The organism is Syntrophorhabdaceae bacterium (genome assembly GCA_036504895.1).
GTDB lineage: Bacteria > Desulfobacterota > Syntrophorhabdia > Syntrophorhabdales > Syntrophorhabdaceae > PNOM01.
The window spans coordinates 18,915-40,465 of sequence record DASXUJ010000126.1 but is presented as its reverse complement, the minus strand read 5'-3'; the positions used below and the strand labels follow the sequence as shown (position 1 = coordinate 40,465).

At 55.8% G+C, this 21,551-nt stretch carries 22 protein-coding genes; all 22 read left to right on the top strand.

Features of this window, described 5'->3' with window-relative positions; all coding sequences use genetic code 11:
• The first annotated feature begins 3 nt into the window (after positions 1–3).
• Positions 4–732, top strand: a complete 729-nt coding sequence (fabG, locus tag VGJ94_17930; GenBank protein HEY3278501.1) for a 3-oxoacyl-ACP reductase FabG — start codon at positions 4–6, stop codon at positions 730–732.
• A complete protein-coding gene (locus tag VGJ94_17925) occupies positions 729–1,631 on the top strand; it encodes a polysaccharide deacetylase family protein (GenBank protein ID HEY3278500.1) in 903 nt (300 codons plus the stop codon). The genes fabG and VGJ94_17925 overlap by 4 nt, the downstream gene beginning before the upstream one ends.
• Before the next feature lie 77 nt (positions 1,632–1,708).
• Positions 1,709–2,929, top strand: coding sequence for a beta-ketoacyl-[acyl-carrier-protein] synthase family protein (locus VGJ94_17920; protein ID HEY3278499.1), 1,221 nt, complete (start codon positions 1,709–1,711; stop codon positions 2,927–2,929).
• Positions 2,926–4,410, top strand: coding sequence for an NAD(P)/FAD-dependent oxidoreductase (locus VGJ94_17915; GenBank protein ID HEY3278498.1), 1,485 nt, complete (start codon positions 2,926–2,928; stop codon positions 4,408–4,410). Before VGJ94_17920 ends, VGJ94_17915 begins: the two co-directional genes overlap by 4 nt.
• Positions 4,401–5,636: a beta-ketoacyl synthase N-terminal-like domain-containing protein gene (locus tag VGJ94_17910; protein HEY3278497.1), complete on the top strand. Its 1,236-nt coding sequence runs from the start codon at positions 4,401–4,403 to the stop codon at positions 5,634–5,636. Before VGJ94_17915 ends, VGJ94_17910 begins: the two co-directional genes overlap by 10 nt.
• Positions 5,629–5,910, top strand: a complete 282-nt coding sequence (locus tag VGJ94_17905; protein HEY3278496.1) for a phosphopantetheine-binding protein — start codon at positions 5,629–5,631, stop codon at positions 5,908–5,910. Before VGJ94_17910 ends, VGJ94_17905 begins: the two co-directional genes overlap by 8 nt.
• Positions 5,911–5,928: 18 nt before the next feature.
• A complete protein-coding gene (locus tag VGJ94_17900; GenBank protein HEY3278495.1) occupies positions 5,929–6,702 on the top strand; it encodes a lysophospholipid acyltransferase family protein in 774 nt (257 codons plus the stop codon).
• Positions 6,699–7,145, top strand: coding sequence for a hypothetical protein (locus tag VGJ94_17895; GenBank protein ID HEY3278494.1), 447 nt, complete (start codon positions 6,699–6,701; stop codon positions 7,143–7,145). Before VGJ94_17900 ends, VGJ94_17895 begins: the two co-directional genes overlap by 4 nt.
• Complete coding sequence (locus VGJ94_17890; protein ID HEY3278493.1) at positions 7,142–7,804, top strand: outer membrane lipoprotein carrier protein LolA; 663 nt, start codon at positions 7,142–7,144, stop codon at positions 7,802–7,804. Before VGJ94_17895 ends, VGJ94_17890 begins: the two co-directional genes overlap by 4 nt.
• Positions 7,804–10,188: an MMPL family transporter gene (locus VGJ94_17885; GenBank protein ID HEY3278492.1), complete on the top strand. Its 2,385-nt coding sequence runs from the start codon at positions 7,804–7,806 to the stop codon at positions 10,186–10,188. The genes VGJ94_17890 and VGJ94_17885 overlap by 1 nt, the downstream gene beginning before the upstream one ends.
• A 4-nt stretch (positions 10,189–10,192) precedes the next feature.
• Positions 10,193–10,582, top strand: a complete 390-nt coding sequence (locus tag VGJ94_17880) for a hypothetical protein (GenBank protein ID HEY3278491.1) — start codon at positions 10,193–10,195, stop codon at positions 10,580–10,582.
• Positions 10,583–10,617: 35 nt separating this feature from the next.
• Positions 10,618–11,079: an acyl-CoA thioesterase gene (locus VGJ94_17875; protein HEY3278490.1), complete on the top strand. Its 462-nt coding sequence runs from the start codon at positions 10,618–10,620 to the stop codon at positions 11,077–11,079.
• A complete protein-coding gene (locus tag VGJ94_17870; protein HEY3278489.1) occupies positions 11,055–12,209 on the top strand; it encodes a beta-ketoacyl-[acyl-carrier-protein] synthase family protein in 1,155 nt (384 codons plus the stop codon). Before VGJ94_17875 ends, VGJ94_17870 begins: the two co-directional genes overlap by 25 nt.
• Complete coding sequence (locus VGJ94_17865) at positions 12,206–12,919, top strand: beta-ketoacyl synthase N-terminal-like domain-containing protein (GenBank protein HEY3278488.1); 714 nt, start codon at positions 12,206–12,208, stop codon at positions 12,917–12,919. Before VGJ94_17870 ends, VGJ94_17865 begins: the two co-directional genes overlap by 4 nt.
• A gap of 23 nt (positions 12,920–12,942) precedes the next feature.
• The gene (locus VGJ94_17860; GenBank protein HEY3278487.1) at positions 12,943–14,208 is read left to right on the top strand and encodes a cobalamin-dependent protein; all 1,266 of its coding nucleotides are present in this window, start codon (positions 12,943–12,945) and stop codon (positions 14,206–14,208) included.
• Positions 14,205–15,575, top strand: coding sequence for a lipid biosynthesis B12-binding/radical SAM protein (locus VGJ94_17855; GenBank protein ID HEY3278486.1), 1,371 nt, complete (start codon positions 14,205–14,207; stop codon positions 15,573–15,575). The genes VGJ94_17860 and VGJ94_17855 overlap by 4 nt, the downstream gene beginning before the upstream one ends.
• A gap of 3 nt (positions 15,576–15,578) precedes the next feature.
• The gene (locus VGJ94_17850) at positions 15,579–17,024 is read left to right on the top strand and encodes a radical SAM protein (protein ID HEY3278485.1); all 1,446 of its coding nucleotides are present in this window, start codon (positions 15,579–15,581) and stop codon (positions 17,022–17,024) included.
• Between the two features lie 112 nt (positions 17,025–17,136).
• Entirely contained in the window at positions 17,137–17,928 is a 792-nt protein-coding gene (locus VGJ94_17845) for an alpha/beta hydrolase (GenBank protein ID HEY3278484.1), read from the top strand.
• A 37-nt stretch (positions 17,929–17,965) separates the two neighbouring features.
• Positions 17,966–19,150: a DUF2062 domain-containing protein gene (locus VGJ94_17840; GenBank protein HEY3278483.1), complete on the top strand. Its 1,185-nt coding sequence runs from the start codon at positions 17,966–17,968 to the stop codon at positions 19,148–19,150.
• Entirely contained in the window at positions 19,137–20,138 is a 1,002-nt protein-coding gene (locus tag VGJ94_17835; protein ID HEY3278482.1) for a lysophospholipid acyltransferase family protein, read from the top strand. Before VGJ94_17840 ends, VGJ94_17835 begins: the two co-directional genes overlap by 14 nt.
• The gene (locus tag VGJ94_17830; GenBank protein HEY3278481.1) at positions 20,098–20,355 is read left to right on the top strand and encodes a phosphopantetheine-binding protein; all 258 of its coding nucleotides are present in this window, start codon (positions 20,098–20,100) and stop codon (positions 20,353–20,355) included. Before VGJ94_17835 ends, VGJ94_17830 begins: the two co-directional genes overlap by 41 nt.
• Positions 20,352–21,551, top strand: a complete 1,200-nt coding sequence (locus VGJ94_17825) for a beta-ketoacyl-[acyl-carrier-protein] synthase family protein (GenBank protein ID HEY3278480.1) — start codon at positions 20,352–20,354, stop codon at positions 21,549–21,551. The genes VGJ94_17830 and VGJ94_17825 overlap by 4 nt, the downstream gene beginning before the upstream one ends.

Genomic DNA, 21,551 nt, shown 5'->3' with positions numbered 1-21,551 from the left:
GATATGGGAACTAACAGGATCGCATTAATAACGGGCGGCAGCAGAGGGATCGGAGCGGCTGTGGCTTTGGCCCTTGCGGCCGACGGTTTTGACATCTGGCTGAATTACAGGAGCGACCATGAGGCAGCATCGAATGTGGCAAAGTCGGTCGAGCAGGCCGGGCGGAAGTGTATTTTGCTCCCCTTTAACGTGTCCGATCCGGCAGGCGTCGAGTCACACCTTATGCCCCTGCTGGAAAATGAAACACCTTATGCCCTGATTAATAATGCGGGTTTTAAAAAGGATGTAATCCTGGCCTGGATGACGCACGAGGAATGGGACGAAGTCCTCTCCGTTAACCTCGGAGGCTTCTTTCTCGTAACGAAACCTGTAGTGAACAACATGCTCAGAAAAAGAGAGGGGCGTATTATCAACATAGTATCCACCTCCGGACAAAGCGGGATTGCAGGTCAGACAAATTATGCCGCCGCAAAGGCGGGTCTCATGGGGGCCACGAAGGCCCTGGCCGTGGAAGTGGCACGGCGGAACGTCCTCGTCAATGCAGTCTCACCCGGTTTTATCGATACCGAAATGGTGAAAGACCTCCCGAAAGACAAGGTCCTCCCCATGATCCCCATGGGTCGTTATGGAACACCCATGGAGGTAGCCGGCGTGGTGAGTTTCCTTTGCTCGGAGAAAGCCTCGTACATTACGGGTCAGGTCATCTCGGTGAACGGCGGCGTCTACCGGTGAGAGTGAATGTTGCCCCCGGCATAGTTAACGCCCTATGCTTCGATATCGATGACCTGGCATACGGCCTCAATATGAGGAACGGCACGCATCTGCCATACGGCGGCCTCGTGGAGAAAGAAACATATGTGCTCCTGGAATCATTGGTAAAGATGGATATCAGGGCCACCATGTTCGTCCCCGGATATGTGGCCCGACGTTACCCCGGCGTTGTGAGGGAGATCGGCCGGGCCGGTCATGAAGTCGCCTCTCACGGATATACCCATATGACCGCCGAACGATTAGGGAGAAAGGGCTTCCGGGAGGACGCCTCAATGAGTAAGAGCATGCTGGAGGATCTCCTGTCGGCGGAGGTCAGCACCTACAAGGCCCCTGAATGGAGTATCACCCCTTGCACCCCGTGGGCCTATGATGAGCTCATCTCGGTGGGTTACCGTGTCGATCATACTGCCCAGCCGGCCCTGTTGAAGTCCCTGGGACGGCTCCCCGACGATATGGAGCCTTTCACCTACAAGGATTCTTTGACTGTTATTCCGGTAACTTCCTGCCGGTTGTTCGGGCGCGATTTTCCTCTTAATGGGGGACTCTTCTGCGCCTATGTGCCCATAAGTGCCCAAATCCGGCATTACCGGCGGTTAAACCGGAAAGGGGTTCCCTTCAATTATTATTGTCATCCTTTTGAAATCCATCCTCAAGGGGCCAACAAACACCCGTGGAAATACGGCTCGGTCTGGGCAGCTTTCTACGGGATCTATTTCGGTATATACAGGCACCACCTGTCACACCTCGCTGAGCAGTTCAGGTTTGCCCCCCTGAAGACTGCCTACCGCGCCTACCTCCCCTCTATGAATGACGCATCGAGCCTCTACCGGTATGCTTCCGGGAACGGCTTCCCCGCGTGACCTGTCACACGATTCTCCCCAGGGCTGCCATAATGACCGTCATATGCAATATTCATAGGAAAGGCTGAAAAGATCGAATGTTTAGAGTAGCCATAACCGGTATCGGTATTATCTCCTGTCTGGGCAATGATTCAGAGACCGTAGCCGCGTCGCTTCGCCAGGGAAAATCAGGCATCGTAGTCGATGAGAAGCGAATAGAACTGGGGTTTCGCAGCCCCCTTACGGGGGCGATTAAAGATTTTGTGCCCCATAGCAGCCTGTCAAGGAAACAACTTAAAACCATGCCCGATTTCGCGGTTCAGGCCTACACCGCCGCCATGGACGCCCTGGCCCTGTCCGGGCTGACCCCGGAAGAGATCCAAAATGGAGAAACGGGTCTGATTTTCGGGTGTGACTCGAGTTGTGTAGCGGCCATCGAGCAGGCAAAACTGGTGATCGACCAGGGCGACACAAAGGGCATCGGCAGCGGTCTCATCTTCAGGTCCATGACGTCTACGGTAACCATGAATCTCAATACCCTTCTCAAAACCAAGGGCGCCTGCTGGTCCATCAGCTCCGCCTGTTCGAGCGGCGGTCATGCGATCGGGCAAGCGGCAGATTTGATTTCCCTGGGCCGCCAGGAACGGGTGATATGCGGGGGCGCCCAGGAGATCAACTGGGAATCCATGTGCAGTTTCGATGGAATCAACGCCTTTTCGACAAGAATCGATAATCCTCAAGGGGCAAGCAGACCCTTCGACGAAGGTCGTGATGGCCTTGTCCCAAGCGGAGGGGCCGCCGCGGTCATACTTGAGCGCTATGACCTCGCGCAACAAAGGGGGGCACGAATCCTTGGAGAAATCCTCTCCTATGCCTTTTCTTCGGATGGATACAATCTCTCTGTCCCGAGCGAGGAGGGTATTGCCGCCGGCATGCGAAAGGGACTCAGTAGCGCCGGCCTGGAACCTTCCGGGATAGATTATATCTGCGCCCATGCCACCTCGACTCCCGTGGGAGATGCCGCTGAGGCGGCCTGCATCTCTTCCGTTTTCGGCGACCCTACACCCCCCGTCTCCTCCACCAAATCGATGACGGGTCACGAGTTGTGGATGTCCGGGGCCTCGCAGGTAGTATATTCTGTTATCATGGCCCGCCATGGCTTTATCGCCCCTAACATCAATTTTGAAAAGCCCGATAGAAGATCGGAAAAGTTAAATATCGTGAGAGAGACCATTTTCCGGCCGCCCCGTGTAGTGCTATGCAATTCCGCGGGGTTCGGCGGCACCAATTCCTGTCTGATCCTGAAATTGAACGCATGAGCTACGGATGTGCGGTCATCGGCGGCGGTGTCTCCGGAATGACCACCGCTATTATCATGGCAAGGCAGGGGTACCGTACCGCCCTCCTGGAGTCATCGGGCAAGACTGCCCCCACTATCAGGGGATTTACGCGAAGAGGCCTTTTCTTCGACACGGGCTTTCACTATACCGGAGGCCTGAATGAAGGGGAACCCCTCGACATCTTCTTCAGATACCTTGGGCTGTCCGGGAAAATAGAAAAATATTCTTTTCCTGAAGATGGATTCGATACCTTCCGGTGCCTCGAGCCTCGCTTTGAATTCACCTTCCCTTACGGGTATGACCGTATCCGTAAGCAGCTTCAAGACACATTCCCGCAAGATGCCCGGGCCATCGACATATATCTCGATGCAGTGAGGCATGTCTACCGTTCCCAGCCCTATATAGACCTCGGTGCCGGCGGGAATATGCAAAGGTCCCTGCCGGGCGAGGGTCAAAGCCTGAGCGGATTTCTGGACGGGATAACGGATAATGAGATACTTAAGTGCATCCTTTCCATGCATTGCCTGCTCCATGGGGTATATCCGGAAGAGGTTTCATTTCTGAGTCATGCCTGCGTTGCGGGATCTTATTACGAATCGGCCAGCGGCATAAAGGGTGGGGGCTCGAGCCTCTCCGAGGCCTTCGATGTCCGACTTCGCGAGTTGGGCGTCGAAGTCTTTTGCGGAGCGGAGGTAAAGGAAATCCTCCTTTCCGCCGACCGCTCAGTATCCGGTCTTCGTTTTGGAGACGATAAGATAATCAACTGCGAAAGATGCGTCTCCACCATACACCCCCGCCAGCTGCTCACCCTTGTGCCCGACCAGGTATTCCGCCCTGTCTACAGGAAACGGCTCGAAACCCTGGAAGATACCTGCTCGGCGATCATACTCTACGTGGAATCCGACCTTCCGCCAGGGGACCTCGACAGGGCGAACATCCTCCTCTTCCCCTCCCCCCGTTTCAATTATCCCGATGGTAATGGCCCGGTGGAGGAAAAACCGCTTTTCATAACCCATGCGCGGCAGGACAGGAGCGCCACTCCCAAGGAAGGGTATATCGTGGTCTGCCCGGAGCCGAATATGGGAACAGAATACTGGTCTGCCCCGGTCGCCGATCGATCTCACGCGTATCGGTCCTATAAAGAAAGCATGAGCAGGAGGATCACCGCATACCTCGAGACCGCGGTACCGGAATTCAGGGGCAGGATAAGCCACGTGGAGTGTGCGACACCGCTGACCCTCAAAAAGTATACTCATAGCCCCGTGGGAAGTATTTACGGGGTAAAACACAAGGTTGAGCAGTATAACCCCATGCCCCTGACAAAGATAAAGAATCTCTTTCTTGCGGGTCAGGCAATCACTGCCCCTGGCATCATGGGCGCCGTGGTCTCCGGATTCCTCGCGTGCGGGAGCGCAATCGGGCACGAAAGACTCATCGAGGAGCTAAGAAAATGGGCATAAGAAGGGTTGTGGTGACGGGAATGGGTTCCGTATCGCCTTTTGGAATAGGTGTTGATCGCCTCATGGAAGGACTAATGGCAGGCAAGAGCGCGGTCGTGGCCGTCCCCGAGCTCGCCCGCATTGGGGGCATGAGGTCAGGGGTAGCCGCGCTGGCGGCCGATGTCGACCCCCGGGAAATACCGAGAAAATTCAGACGTTCCATGTCAAATATGTCCGTCTATGCGACTTTGGCCGGCCAGGAGGCGTGCGCCGCGGGCCGCATCACCCTTTCCGACCGATCGGGCGGCAGGATGGGACTTTCCATAGGCTCTACGGTGGGAAGCCCGATTGCTACCCACGATTTTTATAAAGAATTCATCCCGAGCAATTCTATTGAAGAGACCAGGGCCACCTTTTTTTTCCAAATCATGAATCACTCGTGCGCCTCCAATGTAGCTCAGGTCCTGGGGATAACAGGCAGGATGTTCGCTCCGTCGTCGGCCTGCTCCACCGGGAATCAGGCAATAGGGTACGGGTATGAGATGATCGCCTTCGGAAAACAGGACCTCATGCTTTGCGGAGGGGCCGATGAGTTTCATCCCCTTTCCGCGGCCACCTTCGACATCATTAATGCCGGGTCGGTAAAGTATAATGACCGGCCCCACATGACGCCGCGCCCTTTTGACCTCAATCGTGACGGCGTAGTCTGCGCGGAAGGCTCCGGCATTATCCTCCTGGAAGCCCTGGAGTCGGCTTTGCGGCGCGGAGTTCCCATCCTCGCCGAAGTGATTGGTTTTGCTACCGTATCAGACCCTGCCAATATAGCCGATCCTCATGCGGATTCGATAGAGTCGTGTATCCGGCTGGCCCTTCTGGATGCGGACATTGAGCCTGAGAACGTGGACTATGTCAATGCCCATGCCACGGGCACAGTCCTTGGAGATGTTTCGGAGGGCGAAGCAATAGGTCGAGTTTTCGGCAAGGGAGCGCGGGTAAGCAGTCTGAAGGGACACCTTGGGCACACTATGGCGGCATCGGGGGCATTGGAGGCTATCGCAACAATCGGGATGATGAACCGCGACCGTCTGATCCCCACCCTCAATCTGGACAATGTCGACCCCCTGTGCGCAAATCTTGCCCATGTCTTCAAGATTGAGGATTCCCGCATAGAGATAGCGATCAAGAATAATTTCGCCTTGGGCGGCGTGAACACGTGTACCGTGTTGAGGAGGTATAGACATGACTGACGAGAAAATAATAGAGATTATAAACACCTCGCTCGCCGAGGAGTTTGAGCTCGATTCGGAGAAAATGGTCCCCGAGGCGATCCTCTATGACGACCTTGGACTTGACAGCCTGGACCGGGTGGATACCGTGATCGTACTGGAACATGCGTTCAAATTCAAGATACGGGACGAAGGTGCGGTCCGCGAGATCATAACTCTCGGCGACATTCACCGGTTCGTGATCAACAAAATAAGGGACCTCGGAGTAACCCAGAGCGCCCAACCCCAGGGCTGAAGTTCCGTGGATTGGGGGGTGAAAAAACCGGGAGTCGTCTCTCTCCTCTGGTCTATCCCTATGAACCTCCTTGTCTATCCCATGATCGCGCTCTGGACTCTTCTCGGGATCTTCGCCCTGCCTTTTCTCTTCGGCCTCTGCAAAATCTTCACGAGGTGGGACAATGGCCGCATCATGAGGCTCTTAATCTGGTTTTACGGAAGAGGATGGGTAGCCATAACATCGCCCTTTGTAAAATTCAGCAGAGAAGGTTTCGACAAAGTGGCGACAGGACGACCCTACGTGATGGTGATAAACCATTTGTCCTTCTTCGATTTCTACTGTATGGGCCTGCTCCCCTTCCCCCTCGGGAACATCGCCGCAGCCGTGCGCTCGTGGCCTTTCAAAATGCCGTGGTACGCGCCATTCATGCGGCTTGCCGGTTATCTCGACGTGGAATCTCTCGGCGCCGCCGGGTATCTCCGGATTGGCGCCAAAATACTCTCAGGGGGCGGATCGGTCCTGTTCTTCCCTGAGGGACACAGAAGCAAGGATGGGAAAATCCAGCGCTTCTTTTCCGGGGCCTTTAAACTCTCCGAGGAAACGGGCGCCAAAATCCTGCCCCTGTGTCTCACGGGTACGGACGTGCTCCTGCCGCCCGGGCGATGGTGGATGCTGCCTGCGAAAGTCCGTCTCACCGCGCTGCCCCCTGTTGACCCCGGGGATTTCGACGGGCCTTCTGCCCATATGGAACTTAAAAAACATACAAAGGCCATGATGACGGAAAAGGTGGCCGCCATGAGAGGGCTGTGAGGAACCGCTCCCTCGATCTTCCTGTCGCGGCCGGGATGCTCCTGCCCCAGAGGCCGCCCCTGTTGGCGGTCGACTATCTGACTGAGTTTCACAGCGGCGGCGGAGTGGTGGAGTCGACCATAGCCCCTGACGGTATTTTCGTCACGAAGGATGGTTCAGTCGAGCCCACCGTGTTTGTCGAGCTCATTGCGCAGGCTTTTGCGACGGTGAAGGGGTACGAAGATATGATGGAGGGAAATCGCGTAGCGAAAGGTTTTCTCGTGGAGGTGAAAGGATTTGAAGTTCTCGGAGCCGCGCAGATCGGAGACAAATTGTCGATCGTTATTAAGAAAGTAGGAGAGACCGACGACTTTGCCCTGGCAGAGGGCACCGTCATGCGCGAAACGGAGGCCATCGCCTGCGGAAAAGTGATGGTATGGGTTCCGAAGGAGGAGGCCTTATGATCACAAGGCCGTATCGTTATCTCTCTTCTCTTATTACTCTTCTGGTCCTTTGCCTGGCCTTCGGATCGATGACGGAAACACAAGCCGAAGAGGAGAGACAGGACCTGAGGTCGGAGGCCTTTTCCCGTATTGCCGCCGCCGCAGCGTCCTTCCGGACTATCTCGAGCGATTTTGTTCAGGAAAAACACTCGTCCATGCTGAAAGACCCTCTCCTATCCAGCGGACGCTTTGTCTACGAAAAGCCGGACCGTCTCTACTGGGAGATCGTTAAACCCTCTCCGGCGGGATTTGTGGTGACGGGTGTCAAGGCAAGACGGTGGGAGGGTGATGCCCGTAAGACAGAGACCTTCGATGTACGGAAGGAGCCCGTGGCAAGGGCGATTGTGGAGCAGGTCTTTGCATGGTCGCGAGCCGACTTTGCATGGCTCGAGAAACGGTACAGGATCACCGTGACGGAAGACAGGCCCACGGCCCTCAGACTCACCCCTCTCTCCTCGCAGGAAAAGAAATATATCTCACACCTCATTATTACCTTTTCCAGGGATTGGTCCCACGTCAGTTCGGTGGATATATCTGAAAAAGGCGGGGATTATGTACGCATTAGATTTTTTCACACTCTTCTTGACGAACCACTGCCGGGTAATCTGTTCACGCCCTGATGGGATCTTTTTACACCATATTTTCACGGGTCTTTGAGTTCTTCCAGCATCGCCGGATATTTCTGTACGCCATAATCGCCCTGGTTATGGCCTTGAGCGCCTTTGCTCTCAAGAGCATAAAACTGAGTGAAGACGTCAGCCCTTTACTTCCCGACGGCGCCTCGGACGCCGCAATAGATTTCCGCCTTCTCCAGCAGGCTCCTTTTATGCAGAAGGTGGTCATCAATCTCAAGGCGGGTCCCGGAGTTGACCGGAAGGCCCTTATGGAAGCTCAGGACACGCTCGCGGGGGCGTTGAAAATGCCCTATTACCGCCGCGTGATCGCAGGTCCGGAGATGCCGGCGCCCGATGAATTCCTCTCCTGGGTCCTTAAGAGCGGTCCTTCCCTTATGACTGATAAGGATGTGGAGAGGACCAGGGGACTCCTTACTCCTGAAAACGTCGACTCCAGGCTCAGAGAGATCAGGGTCACCCTCAATTCTCCTGAGGGCTGGGTCATGAAACCCTTATTCCAGGCAGATCCGCTCCAGTTTCACCTGCTTATCCTCGAGAAGCTCCGACACATGAATATGTTTAAGGGGATGGTCCTCAAGGAGAACCATTTCATAAGCGCTGACGACAAAAATGGACTTCTCATCGCCGAAACCCCTATAAAGATTACCGATGCCCTGGGGGCAAAGCATCTGATCGATTACACGAGGGGGGTTATCGACGCCCACCGCACGCCCGGCATCGCCGTTTCCTTCTTGAGCGGCCACTCCTACACCAGTGCGAATGCGGAGACCATAAAGGAAGACCTCTTTGTCATACTCACCTGTGCATCCCTTACCATTCTCCTGCTCCTCTTTCTTTTCATGCGGAACTGGAGGGCGATCTTTGTTTTTCTCGTACCCACCTCGGTGGTCTGCATCGCCACTGCGGGGGTCTTGTGCGTCTACCACACCATCTCTGCGGTGACTATTGCTTTTGGTTCCGTACTCATGGGGATTGCCGATGATTATCCCATATTTACTTACTTCTCGCTCCGGGACATGGGAGACTACAAGGGGGAAGCGGTTGCCCGCATTTCACGCCCCGTGCTGTTGAGCGGCGTAACCACCATGGCAACTTTCAGCGCCCTCTTCTTTTCCGAGCTTCCCGGGCAGCGTCAAATCGCATTTTTTTCCATTATCGGCATTATCGCATCCCTTATCTTTTCCCTTGTCATTCTCCCCCATTTCATCCGGGGTCTGCCGCCGCGAAGGCGCTCTTCAGCCATCCCCGTTCCCGCCACGAAGGCATTCGGCAGGGGCATCATAATCGCGGGATGGCTCCTCCTCATGGTCCTTTGCCTGTGGCAGGGAAGCCGGCTCAAGTTCAACGGCGATATGCGCGCGGTGAGCATGATCCCCAAGTCATTAAGCGTAATGGAAGAGCAACTGAAACAGACCTGGGGAGACTTCCGCGGACTTGCAATGGTCTTTGCAGAAGGCGCGGACCTTGAATCGGCCCTTAAAAATAACGACCGGTTGTTCTCCTACCTCAAGGGGAAAGTTCCTGACGAGGGGATCATCAGTCTCGCACCGCTGCTGCCTTCGGCGGGAACGCAGGAGGCGAACCGGCGCCGCTGGGAAGCGCAATGGTCGGGCGCCAACCGAAACATGGTAAAGAGACTTCTTGAGCAGGAAAGCGTGAAGACAGGCTTTACCCCTCAGGCTTTCGAGCCCTTTCTGGAGACGCTGAAGGCCACGCCGGTTGAGGTTACTCCGGAAGGTCTCAGAAAGGCCGGGTTTGCCGATGTGATAGACTCCATGATTGTGCGTGAAGGCCCCAACTGGCGGGTCCTCACTCTGGTTCCCGACACCCCGGAAGTGGCCGCCCTCTTCGAGAATCGGGCAAATACCCCTTTTGTCCACCGGTTTGTGTCAAACTCCCGCTTCAATGAGACGATCAGCAAGGCCATGGTCAAGAACTTCGTGAGCTACATTATTGCAGCTTCGATCGTTATCCTTGTTTTTCTCTCTCTGGTCTTCCGCTCGTGGAGCAAAGTTCTCTACGCTGCGGTTCCCGTGGCCGCAGGCCTCATTTTTATGTTCGGCGCCATGGGATGGAGGGGCATCGAGTTTAACCTTTTCAACATCATAGCCACCATCCTTGTCATCGGTTTGAGCGTAGACCTCGGTATTTTCATGGTGAGCCGCATCTCTCAAGGAAATGACGACAATACGAACATGGCCGTCCTTCTCGGCGGACTCACAAGCCTCGTGGGGATGGGCGCCCTGACGCTTGCCCGCCACCCCGCCCTCTACTCTATCGGCATATCGGTGCTTCTCGGCATGTGCGGGGCCATACCGTCCGCTCTCTTTGTCGTACCCGCCTTCTATCGTTCGCGGAAGATGGGGTGACCGGATGGATCTATTAAAAACTGCCATACACCTATCGGCATCCGGCCCCGCAAGGGAGACGGAAACCGGAGTATTCACACAGTCTTATACTTTTACACCCGACTTCGTGGGGTTTTCCGGCCACTTCCCCGGCTATCCGGTCCTTCCCGCCTTCATGCAGGTACTGACGGTCCTCACAATGGCAGAGGAGATACAGCGCCGCCCTCTCGCGCTCATTTCCATCATCAAGGCCAAATTCCGTATGGAAATACATCCCGGCAGCGAGGTAACGGTGCAGTACCGCGAGCGTATCATGAAAGGAGAGACCGGCTTTGAGGCAACGCTGACTATCGGCGAAGGCCTCGCCGCCTCCCTGCTCCTCACTTTTTCCGAAAGGGGCCATGGGTCTGTCTGAGCATTTATACAACTTTCAAAGGGGTAATGAAGATCATGCGTAAACCATACTTTCCCTTCCGAAAAGATAATCCACCGCCCCTCATAATCACCGTAGAAAGGCGGGTGCGGTTCGAAGAGACGGATCCCCTCGGTATTGTCTGGCACGGCCGGTATGCAAGCTATTTCGAAGACGCACGCTGTGCGGCCGGAGAGAAGTACGGCCTCGGCTACCTGGACCTGCAGAGGAACGGCATCATTGCGCCCATAAGAATCATGCACTCGGACTATCATCGGCCACTGAGGTACCACGACGATTTCACCATCCAGAGCATTCTCCACTGGACCGAAGCGGCCCGCATCGATATAGAATATCTGATACGCGACAAGGAAGGCCTCCTTGCGACCACAGGATATACGGTTCAGATAATGCTGGATGCAAAAGGCAATCTCCTCCTTATTCCGCCGCCTTTTTACAGAGAATTTTGCGAAAAGTGGAAAGCGGGGCAGTTCCATTGAGGGAAGTCTGGATCACGGATGCGTGCGCGATAACCGCGGCAGGAGATAGCCTGGAAGCCACATGGCAGAAGGTTATATCAGGCACGACGGCAATAGGCGAAATAGACCGCTTTCCCACACAGGCGTACCGGAGCACGGTAGCCGCAACAATTCGCGGATTGGAAGCCGTAGGGCCCGGCTCCCTGGTTTCAACCATATTAGACCGGCTCCTGGGTCAGCTTAACGGGGCTCCTACCGATGCCCTGGTCATCGCCGCTACGACAAAAGCCGGCATCGACAACCTGGAAAAAATGAGACGGGGTCTCGCCTTTGACCCGGGAGACATTCTGCCGTCCTCAATCGGGGAAAAAGTGGCGGCAAAATTGGGTCTCAGGGGCGGCGTAATGACTATAGGCGCCGCCTGCGCCTCTTCCACGATTGCAGTGGCCCAGGGTGCGGCCATGATCTCGTCGGGAAGCGTAGAATCGGTACTCATCTGCTGTGCGGATGCAATGACCGAATTCTTATTTTCCGGTTTTTCGGCACTCCAGGCCCTGTCGGGCGTTGCCTGCAAGCCCTTCGACAAAGATCGGTCGGGTCTCTCCCCCGGCGAGGGAGGGGCATTTCTTCTGCTCATGAGCTCAACCCGTGCTCGGCAAAAGGGTCATATGCCCCTATGCATCGTGAAAGGCTTCGGCATAGCCGATGATGCGTTTCATGTCACGGCTCCCGACCCGAAAGGTCTGGGCCTGCTCCGGGCGGCCTCCAATGCGATTGCCCTAGCGGGGATAGAAAAGGGTGATATTGCGGGGATAAGCGCCCACGGAACAGGAACCATCCAGAACGACCTCATGGAGCTGACCGCGTTTCACACCCTTTTCGACGGAGATTGCCCTCCCCTCTACTCCGTGAAAGGGTGTATAGGGCATACCTTCGGAGCCGCGGGGGGTATCGAGGTGGCTCTGGGGACAAAGACCCTCCTGGAGCAGACCATTCCTCCCACCGTGGGTTTCGTCAATCCCGAGAGAGGCGCGGAAGGCCTTGTCGGGTCGAAACCCGTTTCCATGGCCGGCGACTACCTCCTCACCACAAACTCCGGATTTGGCGGAATCAATGCCGCAATCATCCTCAAGCGGCCGGGATCATATTGAAAGCGAATCTCACAGGTGTGGGCTGGGTGAATACCGCGGGCGCAGGATGGGGGAGGCAAGGCCCTTTCCGTGCAGGCGGCGACGGACCGTTGCCGAAGCTCTCGAGAAAAGATGTCTCCCCCGGCTCTTTCCCCCGGTTCGGCAGGATGGACAGCTATTCCCGGCTTGGCGTATCCGCCATATCCCTGGCCCTGAAAGACGCGGGGCTCGACGAATGGACGGACCCGAGAGAAATCGCTATAATCGCCTCCACGGTCTATGGATGCCTCAAGACGGATGAAGATTACTGTGATACGGTCATACCTGAAGGGGGCCGCCTGGCGAGCCCCCATCTTTTCGTATATGCCCTTACTAGTACTTTTCTCGGAGAAGCGGCAATCCATTTCGGACTTAGCGGTCCGAGCTTTGCCCTTTCCGAATCGGTCCTTTCTGGTCTTCCGGGTGTGAGCATGGCCATGAGGGGTATTGGGAAGGGGGAATACGATTCGGCCCTTGCAGGCGTGTGCGACGCAGGGGCCCCTCCGGCCCTCGCCGGGATAGGACGTTCGGTTCCCGGAGCCCTCTTCTTCGTGCTCCAGAACGAAAACTCCTCCCGGCGGCCCTCGTACGGCACACTGACACAAAATGGGTCGGGGACCCTCTTTTACGACGGGAAAGAGGTGGAAGACCTGAACACTCTCGCGAGCATCTGCACCGCATCCATCACCTAACCAAGGGGGGACAGGAGAGACAAATGAAGATGACCCTTATTTACCCGGCCTGGCCGAAGCTCGAAGGACAACGGGAGTTTCATCTGCCGCCCCATGGGCCCGCGGTCTTCGCCGCAACAGTTCCTCCCGAGGTCGACATTACCTTTATTGACGAAAACGTTCAGTCCATACCTTTTGACGACGACCCTGACCTCGTGGCCCTTTCAGTGATGCTCACAAGTCAGCTCCCGAGAGCCTTCGAGATATCCCGCGCATACAGGCAGAGAGGGGTTCCCGTCATATTCGGCGGGATCGCGGTAATGCTCCACAGAGAAGAGGTGGTCCTTCATGGGGACAGCGTGTTCATCGGTGAAGCAGAGGGAAGATTCGAGGTCGTGCTTCGGGACTTCACCCAGGGAAAGCTCAAAAAAGTATACGACTACATGACGGACTATCCCGATATTCACCTCGTGGGAACCGCGAGACGGGACATCCTCAACCGTTCCCTCTATAATTACCGGGGCGTCCAGATGTTCGATCTCGTCCACGCGTCACGAGGATGCAGATTCAACTGTTTCCCCTGTTGCACGGGCTTCCTCGGGGGGAGGCAGTTCCGTCCCCGCCCGATTGACGCAGTGATCGAAGAGATGGAGTCCATCCCCAACAACCGGCTCTTCCTGGTCGACAACTCTCTCGCCCAGGACCGGGAATGGGTCATAGACCTTTTTACCGCCATGATCCCCCTCAAGAAGAACTGGGTCTCCCACCCTATTCTGGATGACGACAAGGTGCTTGACCTCGCGGCGAAGGCAGGAAGCTGGTATGTGTACCAGGCTATCTTCGATACGTCCGAGGTGATCCGGACCAGGATAAAAAGGTTGAAAGACCATGGCATCGGCGTCGAGGGTACTATTATCCTGGGAACAGACGACCAGGACGAAGATTACATAAAAAGGCTGGTAGAGTTTCTTCTCGAGATCGGGCTCGATATGGCAGAGTTCACCATCCTCACCCCATTCCCCCATTCCCCCATACGGGAGCGCTTCGAAAAAGACGGGAGGATCCTGAGCAACAACTGGATCGATTATACGGCGGATAAGGTGGTTTTCCAACCGAAGCTGATGTCTCCGGAAAAGCTCCTTGAAATGTATAGGTACGCATGGGACACTTTTTATGCGGGGGGCGGTTACCAGCTCAAGATGGGTGAGCTCTTCAAAAAAATCATCCGCCGGGAAATGGACAACGGGACATACCGGAGATACGACACAAAGAAGAAGCGCTCTTTCAAGGTTCAGGGGACGGGCGGGTGAGCAGGGTATTCCTCATTTCCACCAACACGATGACCGAGCCTTATCCCGTATACCCCCTGGGGATGGCAGTGGTTGCCTCTGCCCTGTCCTCCCGGGGGCATAGAGTGAAGCAGTTCGATCTCCTCGTTGAAAAAGGATCTCACGAAGGGCTCGGCGAGGCCGTCCGGGCGTTCAAACCCGATATTGTCGGGGTATCGCTCCGCAATATCGATAACGTCGACTCTTTTACGGCGGAGGAAGTCTGGACCCTCGACTCGGTCAGGGCATTGGGAGAAACCGTCAGGAAATTCACGGGGGCTCCCGTGGTCTTAGGCGGCCCGGCTTTTTCAATCATGCCCGAGGAAATCCTCGCCTATGTCGGAGGAGATTACGGGATTGTCGGAGAAGGGGGAGTTCTCTTCAACAGTCTGATCGGGCGGTTAGAGCGGGGAGAATCGACCGGGGCCATCTTGAGAAAGGGGGAGACGGAAACGGCTCACCAGGGGGACATGGTTTTCCGGCCGCTATGGGACAGGAAATTAATCAAATACTACACAAAGAAGAGTGGGGTGGTCGGTCTTCACACCAAGCGCGGCTGCCCGTATAATTGCATTTATTGCACCTATCCGGCGGTGGAAGGGACGAGCTGCAGGTGCAGAGAACCGGGGTCGGTGATAGAAGATATTTTGCAACTGCAAAAAGACCACCATGCTCACAGCGTATTTTTCACTGATTCGATATTCAATGATGGTGAAGATCATTATCTCGGGATTATCGAGGAGATCCTGCGCCGGGAAATAACAATCGAGTGGTCCGCATTTTTTCAGCCCCGCGGGCTCCATGGCAAAGACCTGCGATTGTTAAAGCGCTCGGGCCTCTGTGCCGTGGAGGCGGGAACAGATGGGGCAAGCGACACCGCCCTTCAGGGGCTCAACAAGCCCTTCGGCTTCGATGATGTGGTCCATTTCAACGATGCCTGTGTCGGGGAGAATATCCCCTGTGTCCACTACGTGATGTTCGGAGGACCGGGGGAAACACGGAATACCCTGGGAGAGGGACTGAACAATATTGCGTCTCTGAAAAACTGCCTGGTCCTCGCATTCTCCGGAGTACGCATCTATCCGGGCGCTGCGCTGCGCACGTTGTCCATAGAGGAAGGGGTGATAGAGGAAGAAGACTCCCTCTTGAAACCTGTATTCTATTTTTCCCCCGAAGTGGATGCGGCCCAAATGAACGAAGCCCTCGAGAACGCCTTCGGGGGCCGGAGGGACCGGATTTTCCCTCCCTCGGCGTTTCAATCAAAGCTCGAGGTCATGTACCGCTTCGGTCATCAAGGTTTTCCGTGGCAGAAACTCATTTCTTATCAAAAACCGCAGGCTGGGCTCTAAATCATGAGCCCTCTTGATTTCAGAAAAGTGCTCCTTATCCATCCCCTCGGCTATCGCGCCGACTCCGCGGGCCGCGACATTTCAAGGATGGCCAACATCATGCCCCCTCTGGGGCTTGCGAGCATCGCTGCCTATTTGGAGAAAAGCGGGATTGAAGTGAAAATCATCGACTGCTACGCGAAGCCCCGCTCGGGCAACCTTATCGAAGAATACCTGAGAGACGCAAGACCCGCGTTCATCGGCTTCAGCTGTTCCACCGCAAACTTCCGCGACGGTCTTCGCATCGCGGAAAGGGCAAAAAGCGTCCTGCCCGACGTAAGAACCGTATTCGGAGGCCACCACGTGTCGGCTTTGAAGAAGGAGGCCCTGGAGTCGTTCCCGGGCATCGACTTCGCCGTGGTGGGAGAGGGTGAAAAAACGATGGCGGAGCTCCTGGAGGCCAAAGGAGAGAATGCTTCTCTGATCGAGGGCCTGCTTTACAGGGAAGGTTCGGATGGTATCTGCTTTACGGGCTACCGCTCCCCCCTCCTCGACCTTGACACGCTTCCCTTTCCTGCATATGAAAAACTGGATGGCTACCCTGAGACATACAGCCTCCCCATTTTTAATTACCCCCATACCCCGAATTCCAGTTGCACATCGAGCCGCGGCTGCCCTTATCGGTGCACTTATTGCGACAGATCCGTCTTTCCCACGGGCTACCGATACAACTCCGCGGAGTATCTCTATCAGCATCTACGGTACCTGAAGGAACGCTTCGGCGTGCGGCACGTCAATCTTTACGACGACCAGTTCACCTTTCACCGGAAGAGGGTGGAGGCTTTTACCCGGATGATGGTAGACCGACCCTTGGGAATGACCTTTAACTGCGCCGTGAGGGCGGAACATGTCGACGTTGATCTTTTGGAACGGCTGAAGGCGGCAGGGTGTTGGATGATCAGTCTTGGCATTGAAAATGGAGACGAAGAGCTCCTTTCGCAGCATCGCAGCAGCGCCGGCCTCGATCTTGTGGCTGAAAAAATACGGCTCATCAAGAAAGCGGGGATTCTGGTCAAGGGGCTCATGATGATGGGACTGCCCGGGGAGACGCAAGCGAGCGTGAAGAAGAGCATGGAGTATGTCTTTTCCCTCCCCATCGATTACATCAATGTGTCAAAATTCACCCCCTTTCCCGGATCGGCACTCTACAAAGATATAGGGGATTATGGGGCTTTCGATGAGGACTGGGAGAAAATGGACTGTATGCATTTCCAGTTCATACCGAAGGGTATGACACGGGAGAGGCTGGAACAGCTCTTCACCCGGTTTTATATGAGACATATCCTGAGGCCAAGGGGGCTCTGGCACTATTTCACCATGGTATGGCGCTCCCCTGACAGTTGGCTAAGGTTTTTCTCCCATCTTGCGGCTTTCCTGAAATTCGCCTGGACCAATAACCGTCATGCCTGATGCAGGGCCCGTGCCCTCCTATCACCCTTTTCGATCGACCCGCGCTCAAGCGCAGTACCTGGACCTATATGATGTGCGGGCAAGGCAGTGGCCCGTCCCTTCGGAGCCTGCAGTGATCGATACGTATTACGGCCCCACCTTCGTGCGCGTAAGCGGGCCGTCCGATGGGCCGCCCCTGGTACTGCTGTCCGGGGCCCGGAGCACGTCGCTCATGTGGATCCCGAACATACGGGCTTTATCCGGGCCCTTCAGGACCTATGCGGTCGATAACATTTATGATTACGGGCGCAGTGTGTATACCCGCGCAGTCAAAGACCCGGATGATTTAGTACGATGGCTTGACGAGCTCGTCGACGGACTTGAACTCGGGAACCCATTCAACCTGATGGGTCTCTCCTATGGAGGCTGGATATCATGCCTCTATGCGCTCCGTTTTTCAAATCGCCTTGCGAAAATAGTGCTTCTGGCCCCGGCTTGCACGATATTGCCTGTGAGCCTCTCCTTTATGCTGCGCGCGGTTTTCGTCTCCTTGTCGCCCGGTCTGTTCGCTGAAAGTTTCATGAAATGGCTCTTCACCGACCTCATGTGCAAAGACAGGAGGAGCCGGGCAATTTTGGAGGATGGGGTAAGTGATATGCGTGTCGCATCGCGATGTTTCAAGCCCAAGCGTCTCGTGCGCCCCACCCTCTTAAAGGATGGGGAACTGGCGGGCATCAAAGTGCCCACCCTCATTCTGGTCGGTGAAAATGAAAAGATCTACTCCGCCCGAAGTGCCGTTCTCCGCCTCGACAAGGTGGCGCCCCAAATACACACGGAAATCATTCCCTGTGCCGGTCATGGCCTGAGCATCGAGCAGCCGGATCTGGTGAATGAAAAGGCCCTTCAATTCCTGTCGCGGCCTTGACGAAAAAGTTCTCCTTGTGCCCTAAAAAACCTTGCCAATGTTAATGATAGCCGCAAAAGAGAGTCCTGACATATCGAACGTATTCCTTGTTATCCCTGTATACAACCATGGGAAAACCCTCCGGGACGTGGTGCTCAGGGCCCTCGCGGTGAACGATAACGTGATAGTCGTCGATGATGGGAGCACGGACGGCGGCCCGGAGACCCTTGCGGAGCTTCCCATAATCGAGTTAAGGCATCCCGAAAATAGAGGGAAAGGCGCGGCCATCATCACTGCCGCCAACGAAGCGCGTAAGAGGGGGGCAACCCACATAGTGACCATTGACGCGGACGGGCAGCACGATCCTGCTGATTACCTGCGTTTTCTCCCCTTGATCGACGAAGATCCCGATGCTATCATCGTGGGGACCAGGACCTTCGATTCAACCTCTGTCCCCCTTCTTTCCCGGTTCGGCCGCGGCTTCTCCAACTTCTGGCTCAGGGTTCAGACGGGTTCCATGTTGAAAGATACTCAGAGCGGCTTTCGTGTCTACCCTCTCCCCCTTCTTGGATGGCTGACGCTGAGGGTGCGGCACTACGACTTCGAGATAGAGGTTCTCGTGAAGTCGGTCTGGGCCGGAATCACTTTGCGAGAGGTCGATATCTCCGTATACTACCCCCCTCCCTCCCTGCGGGTGTCTCACTTTCGCCTCTTTATGGACAATATTCGCCTGAGCCTGCTCAATACGAGACTTAGCCTGAGGGCCATCACTCCTTTCCCGCACAGAAGGTTCACGACCGCCAAGGCAGGGAAGGTCAGCATCCTCAAACCCCTCAGGTCCCTGAGATTGCTCCTCACGGGGAACAACTCGCCTGAAAGGCTTGCAGTGGCCGGGGGGCTCGGCGTATTCATGGGAGCCTTGCCGCTGATCGCCTGCCAGAGTATCACCACCCTCTTTGCCGCCAACTATTTTCGGTTAAACAAGTTGATGGCCCTTGCGGCGGGTCAGATCTGCATACCTCCATTGGTCCCCGCACTCTGTATAGAAGCAGGGTATTTTATCCGTCACGGCAGATTCCTGACTGAGGTTTCACTGGAAACCCTCGGATATCAGGCCCTGGAGAGGATTTTCGAGTGGTTTCTCGGCTCCCTTATTCTCGGGCCCCTGTTAGGGATCCTCACCGGGGCGGTCATTTATGTGACCGCCTTGCTCCTGAAGAGGGAAAACCATGGAAACAGCTGACTCCACTCCGACCCGGCCCGGCGCTCCGCAATGGACAAGCCGGAGTATCGGTTCGACCTTCGGACACCGGTTCTTCTACCTCGTCATTAAGTACGCGGGCCGCGAGTTTGCATACTTTGTCCTCTCTTTTGTCGTGCCCTTCTACGTCTTCTTCGCTCCATCAACGCGAAAGAAGTCGGACTATTACCTCTCCCGCAGGTTTAAGGAGAAAGGACGCGTCAAAAGGCTCCTGGATCGCTACCTCCTCTATCTCAACCTCGGAAAGGCCCTGATAGACAGGGCGGTGATCGGAATCCTGGGTGAAGAGAAGATAACCTGGGAATTCAGCGAAAAAGAGGCGATTCTCCCAATCCTCAAAGAAGGACGAGGTATGATCCTCATGACGGCCCACGTGGGATGCTGGCAGACCGCCATGTCAACCCTTCGATTTCTGGGCGCCCCTGTGCACCTCCTTTTGCAGCGCGAGGAAGGGGACATCGATCTTCACTACTATGAACATGCAGGGATTCCATGCCCCTACGGGATAATCGACCCGAGGGGCTACATGGGCGGCGTTTTAGAGATAATAGCCTTACTCAAGAGGGGCGAGGTCCTCTGTGTAATGGGCGACCGGCTTTTAGGCAGCCCCAAGGGGGCGGCGACCGTTGATTTCATGGGAGGGAAGGTCCTCTTCCCCTTCAGCGCCTTCAAGATCGCCGCGGCAACAGGGGCGCCCATTGTGGTCTTCTTTTCCCACAAATCGAGCTCCTCCGGTTATACCCTGGAGATAGCCGCAATAATCCGCGTGCCTCACGACGCGGGGCGGAGCCATAGAGATTTTCTTCCCTATGTCGGCCGATTCGCAGAGGCGCTTGAATCCTATACCACCGCACATCCGTACCAGTTCTTTAATTTTTACGACATGTGGAGTCACGATTTGCAGACAATTAATCAAAAGAGAGGGAAGCATGATGACCACCAAGGAACGACTGAAGAAGATCCTCGTTGAAGAACTCAATCTCGAGGATGTGACTCCCGAAGAGATCGAAGACGATACGCCACTTTTTGGGGAGGGCCTCGGTCTTGATTCGCTGGACGCCGTGGAATTGGTCGTCCTGCTGGAAAAACATTTCGGGGTGGAGGTGAAGAACCTCGATGAGGGGCGCGCCGCCTTTCAGACCATTGAAAGTCTTGCGGCGTACATCGAAGAAAGGATTCCCCGGTGAAGACGGCAATGCCTGTCGGCATCAGCGGAGTGGGCTGCCTCTCGGGCGCCGGAGGGACACTCGGGGAATGTATGGATTCCCTCTTCGAGGGCAGGCGGAATCCCGCGCCCCCTACAAGGTTTTGCGGCAACCACGCCATCTCCTATCCCGTATTCGAGGTGCCTGAGAGCGCAATTCCCGGCAATATAATGGATTCTCCCCGCATCTCGTTCACCGCTAAGCTCGCCCTCGCCGCTGCCCATGAAGCCGTAGGCGACGCAGGGCTTGACCGCGCCTCCCTCAGAAACAAGAAGGTGGGGGTATGCATTGGCACCACGGTGGGCGTGGCGCTGAATAACGAGGTGTTTTACGGGGAGCTTCATAGAGGGGGCAGTCCCGAGATGGCGCCTATTACCCGCTTTCTTTCGAGCAACCCCGCCGAGGTGATCGCCAGGGAGTTCGATCTTACAGGACCGTGCCAGACAGTAGTGAATGCGTGCTCCTCCGGCACCGATGCCGTGGGCATAGGGGCATCGTGGATTCAATCGGGGCTCTGCGATATAGTCATTGCAGGCGGAGCCGACGAAGTCTGTCACATTACTTACAACGGCTTTATCTCCCTCATGATCACCGATGAGACCCCTTGCAAGCCCTTTGACCGGGACAGAAAAGGGCTCAACCTGGGAGAGGGCGCAGCCATGCTCATACTGGAGTCCGCAGACTCCTGCCGGGAAAGAGAAAAATCCCCCCGGGCCCGTTTTCTCGCCTACGCCTCCTCGAGCGATGCCTATCACCTTACCGCGCCCCATCCCCAGGGTGAGGGATTGAAGCGGGCCCTTTATGAAGCGCTCAGGTTATCTCACAGGAATGGATCGGATATCGCCTTTATAAATGCCCACGGCACCGCCACACCGGATAACGATCGCGTTGAAGGCAGGGTCCTTCATGAAACGCTCCCCGGCGTCCCCTTCTTCTCCACAAAGGGCTTCACGGGGCATACCCTGGGAGCTGCCGGGGCCATTGAGGCCGCCTTTACCGTGGCCTGTCTTGAGCGAGGCATGATACCCGGCAATATCGGTTTCACCACTTTCGATCCCGAGGTAACCGCATCTCCGGCAGCCGCTACGACAGCCGTCACCGGGAGTACCGCCGTCAGCCAATCTCTCGCGTTTGGCGGATGTAACGGGGTCCTGGTGTTAGGCAAGGGGGAGAATTAA

Bases quoted from the DNA above. Each gene is read 5' to 3' on its own strand.
- fabG (HEY3278501.1), top strand. From the start codon at position 4: ATGGGAACTAACAGGATCGCATTAATAACGGGCGGCAGCAGAGGGATC.
- VGJ94_17920 (HEY3278499.1), top strand. From the start codon at position 1,709: ATGTTTAGAGTAGCCATAACCGGTATCGGTATTATCTCCTGTCTGGGC.
- VGJ94_17915 (HEY3278498.1), top strand. From the start codon at position 2,926: ATGAGCTACGGATGTGCGGTCATCGGCGGCGGTGTCTCCGGAATGACC.
- VGJ94_17910 (HEY3278497.1), top strand. From the start codon at position 4,401: ATGGGCATAAGAAGGGTTGTGGTGACGGGAATGGGTTCCGTATCGCCT.
- VGJ94_17905 (HEY3278496.1), top strand. From the start codon at position 5,629: ATGACTGACGAGAAAATAATAGAGATTATAAACACCTCGCTCGCCGAG.
- VGJ94_17890 (HEY3278493.1), top strand. From the start codon at position 7,142: ATGATCACAAGGCCGTATCGTTATCTCTCTTCTCTTATTACTCTTCTG.
- VGJ94_17885 (HEY3278492.1), top strand. From the start codon at position 7,804: ATGGGATCTTTTTACACCATATTTTCACGGGTCTTTGAGTTCTTCCAG.
- VGJ94_17880 (HEY3278491.1), top strand. From the start codon at position 10,193: ATGGATCTATTAAAAACTGCCATACACCTATCGGCATCCGGCCCCGCA.
- VGJ94_17875 (HEY3278490.1), top strand. From the start codon at position 10,618: ATGCGTAAACCATACTTTCCCTTCCGAAAAGATAATCCACCGCCCCTC.
- VGJ94_17860 (HEY3278487.1), top strand. From the start codon at position 12,943: ATGAAGATGACCCTTATTTACCCGGCCTGGCCGAAGCTCGAAGGACAA.
- VGJ94_17850 (HEY3278485.1), top strand. From the start codon at position 15,579: ATGAGCCCTCTTGATTTCAGAAAAGTGCTCCTTATCCATCCCCTCGGC.
- VGJ94_17840 (HEY3278483.1), top strand. From the start codon at position 17,966: ATGTTAATGATAGCCGCAAAAGAGAGTCCTGACATATCGAACGTATTC.
- VGJ94_17835 (HEY3278482.1), top strand. From the start codon at position 19,137: ATGGAAACAGCTGACTCCACTCCGACCCGGCCCGGCGCTCCGCAATGG.
- VGJ94_17830 (HEY3278481.1), top strand. From the start codon at position 20,098: ATGATGACCACCAAGGAACGACTGAAGAAGATCCTCGTTGAAGAACTC.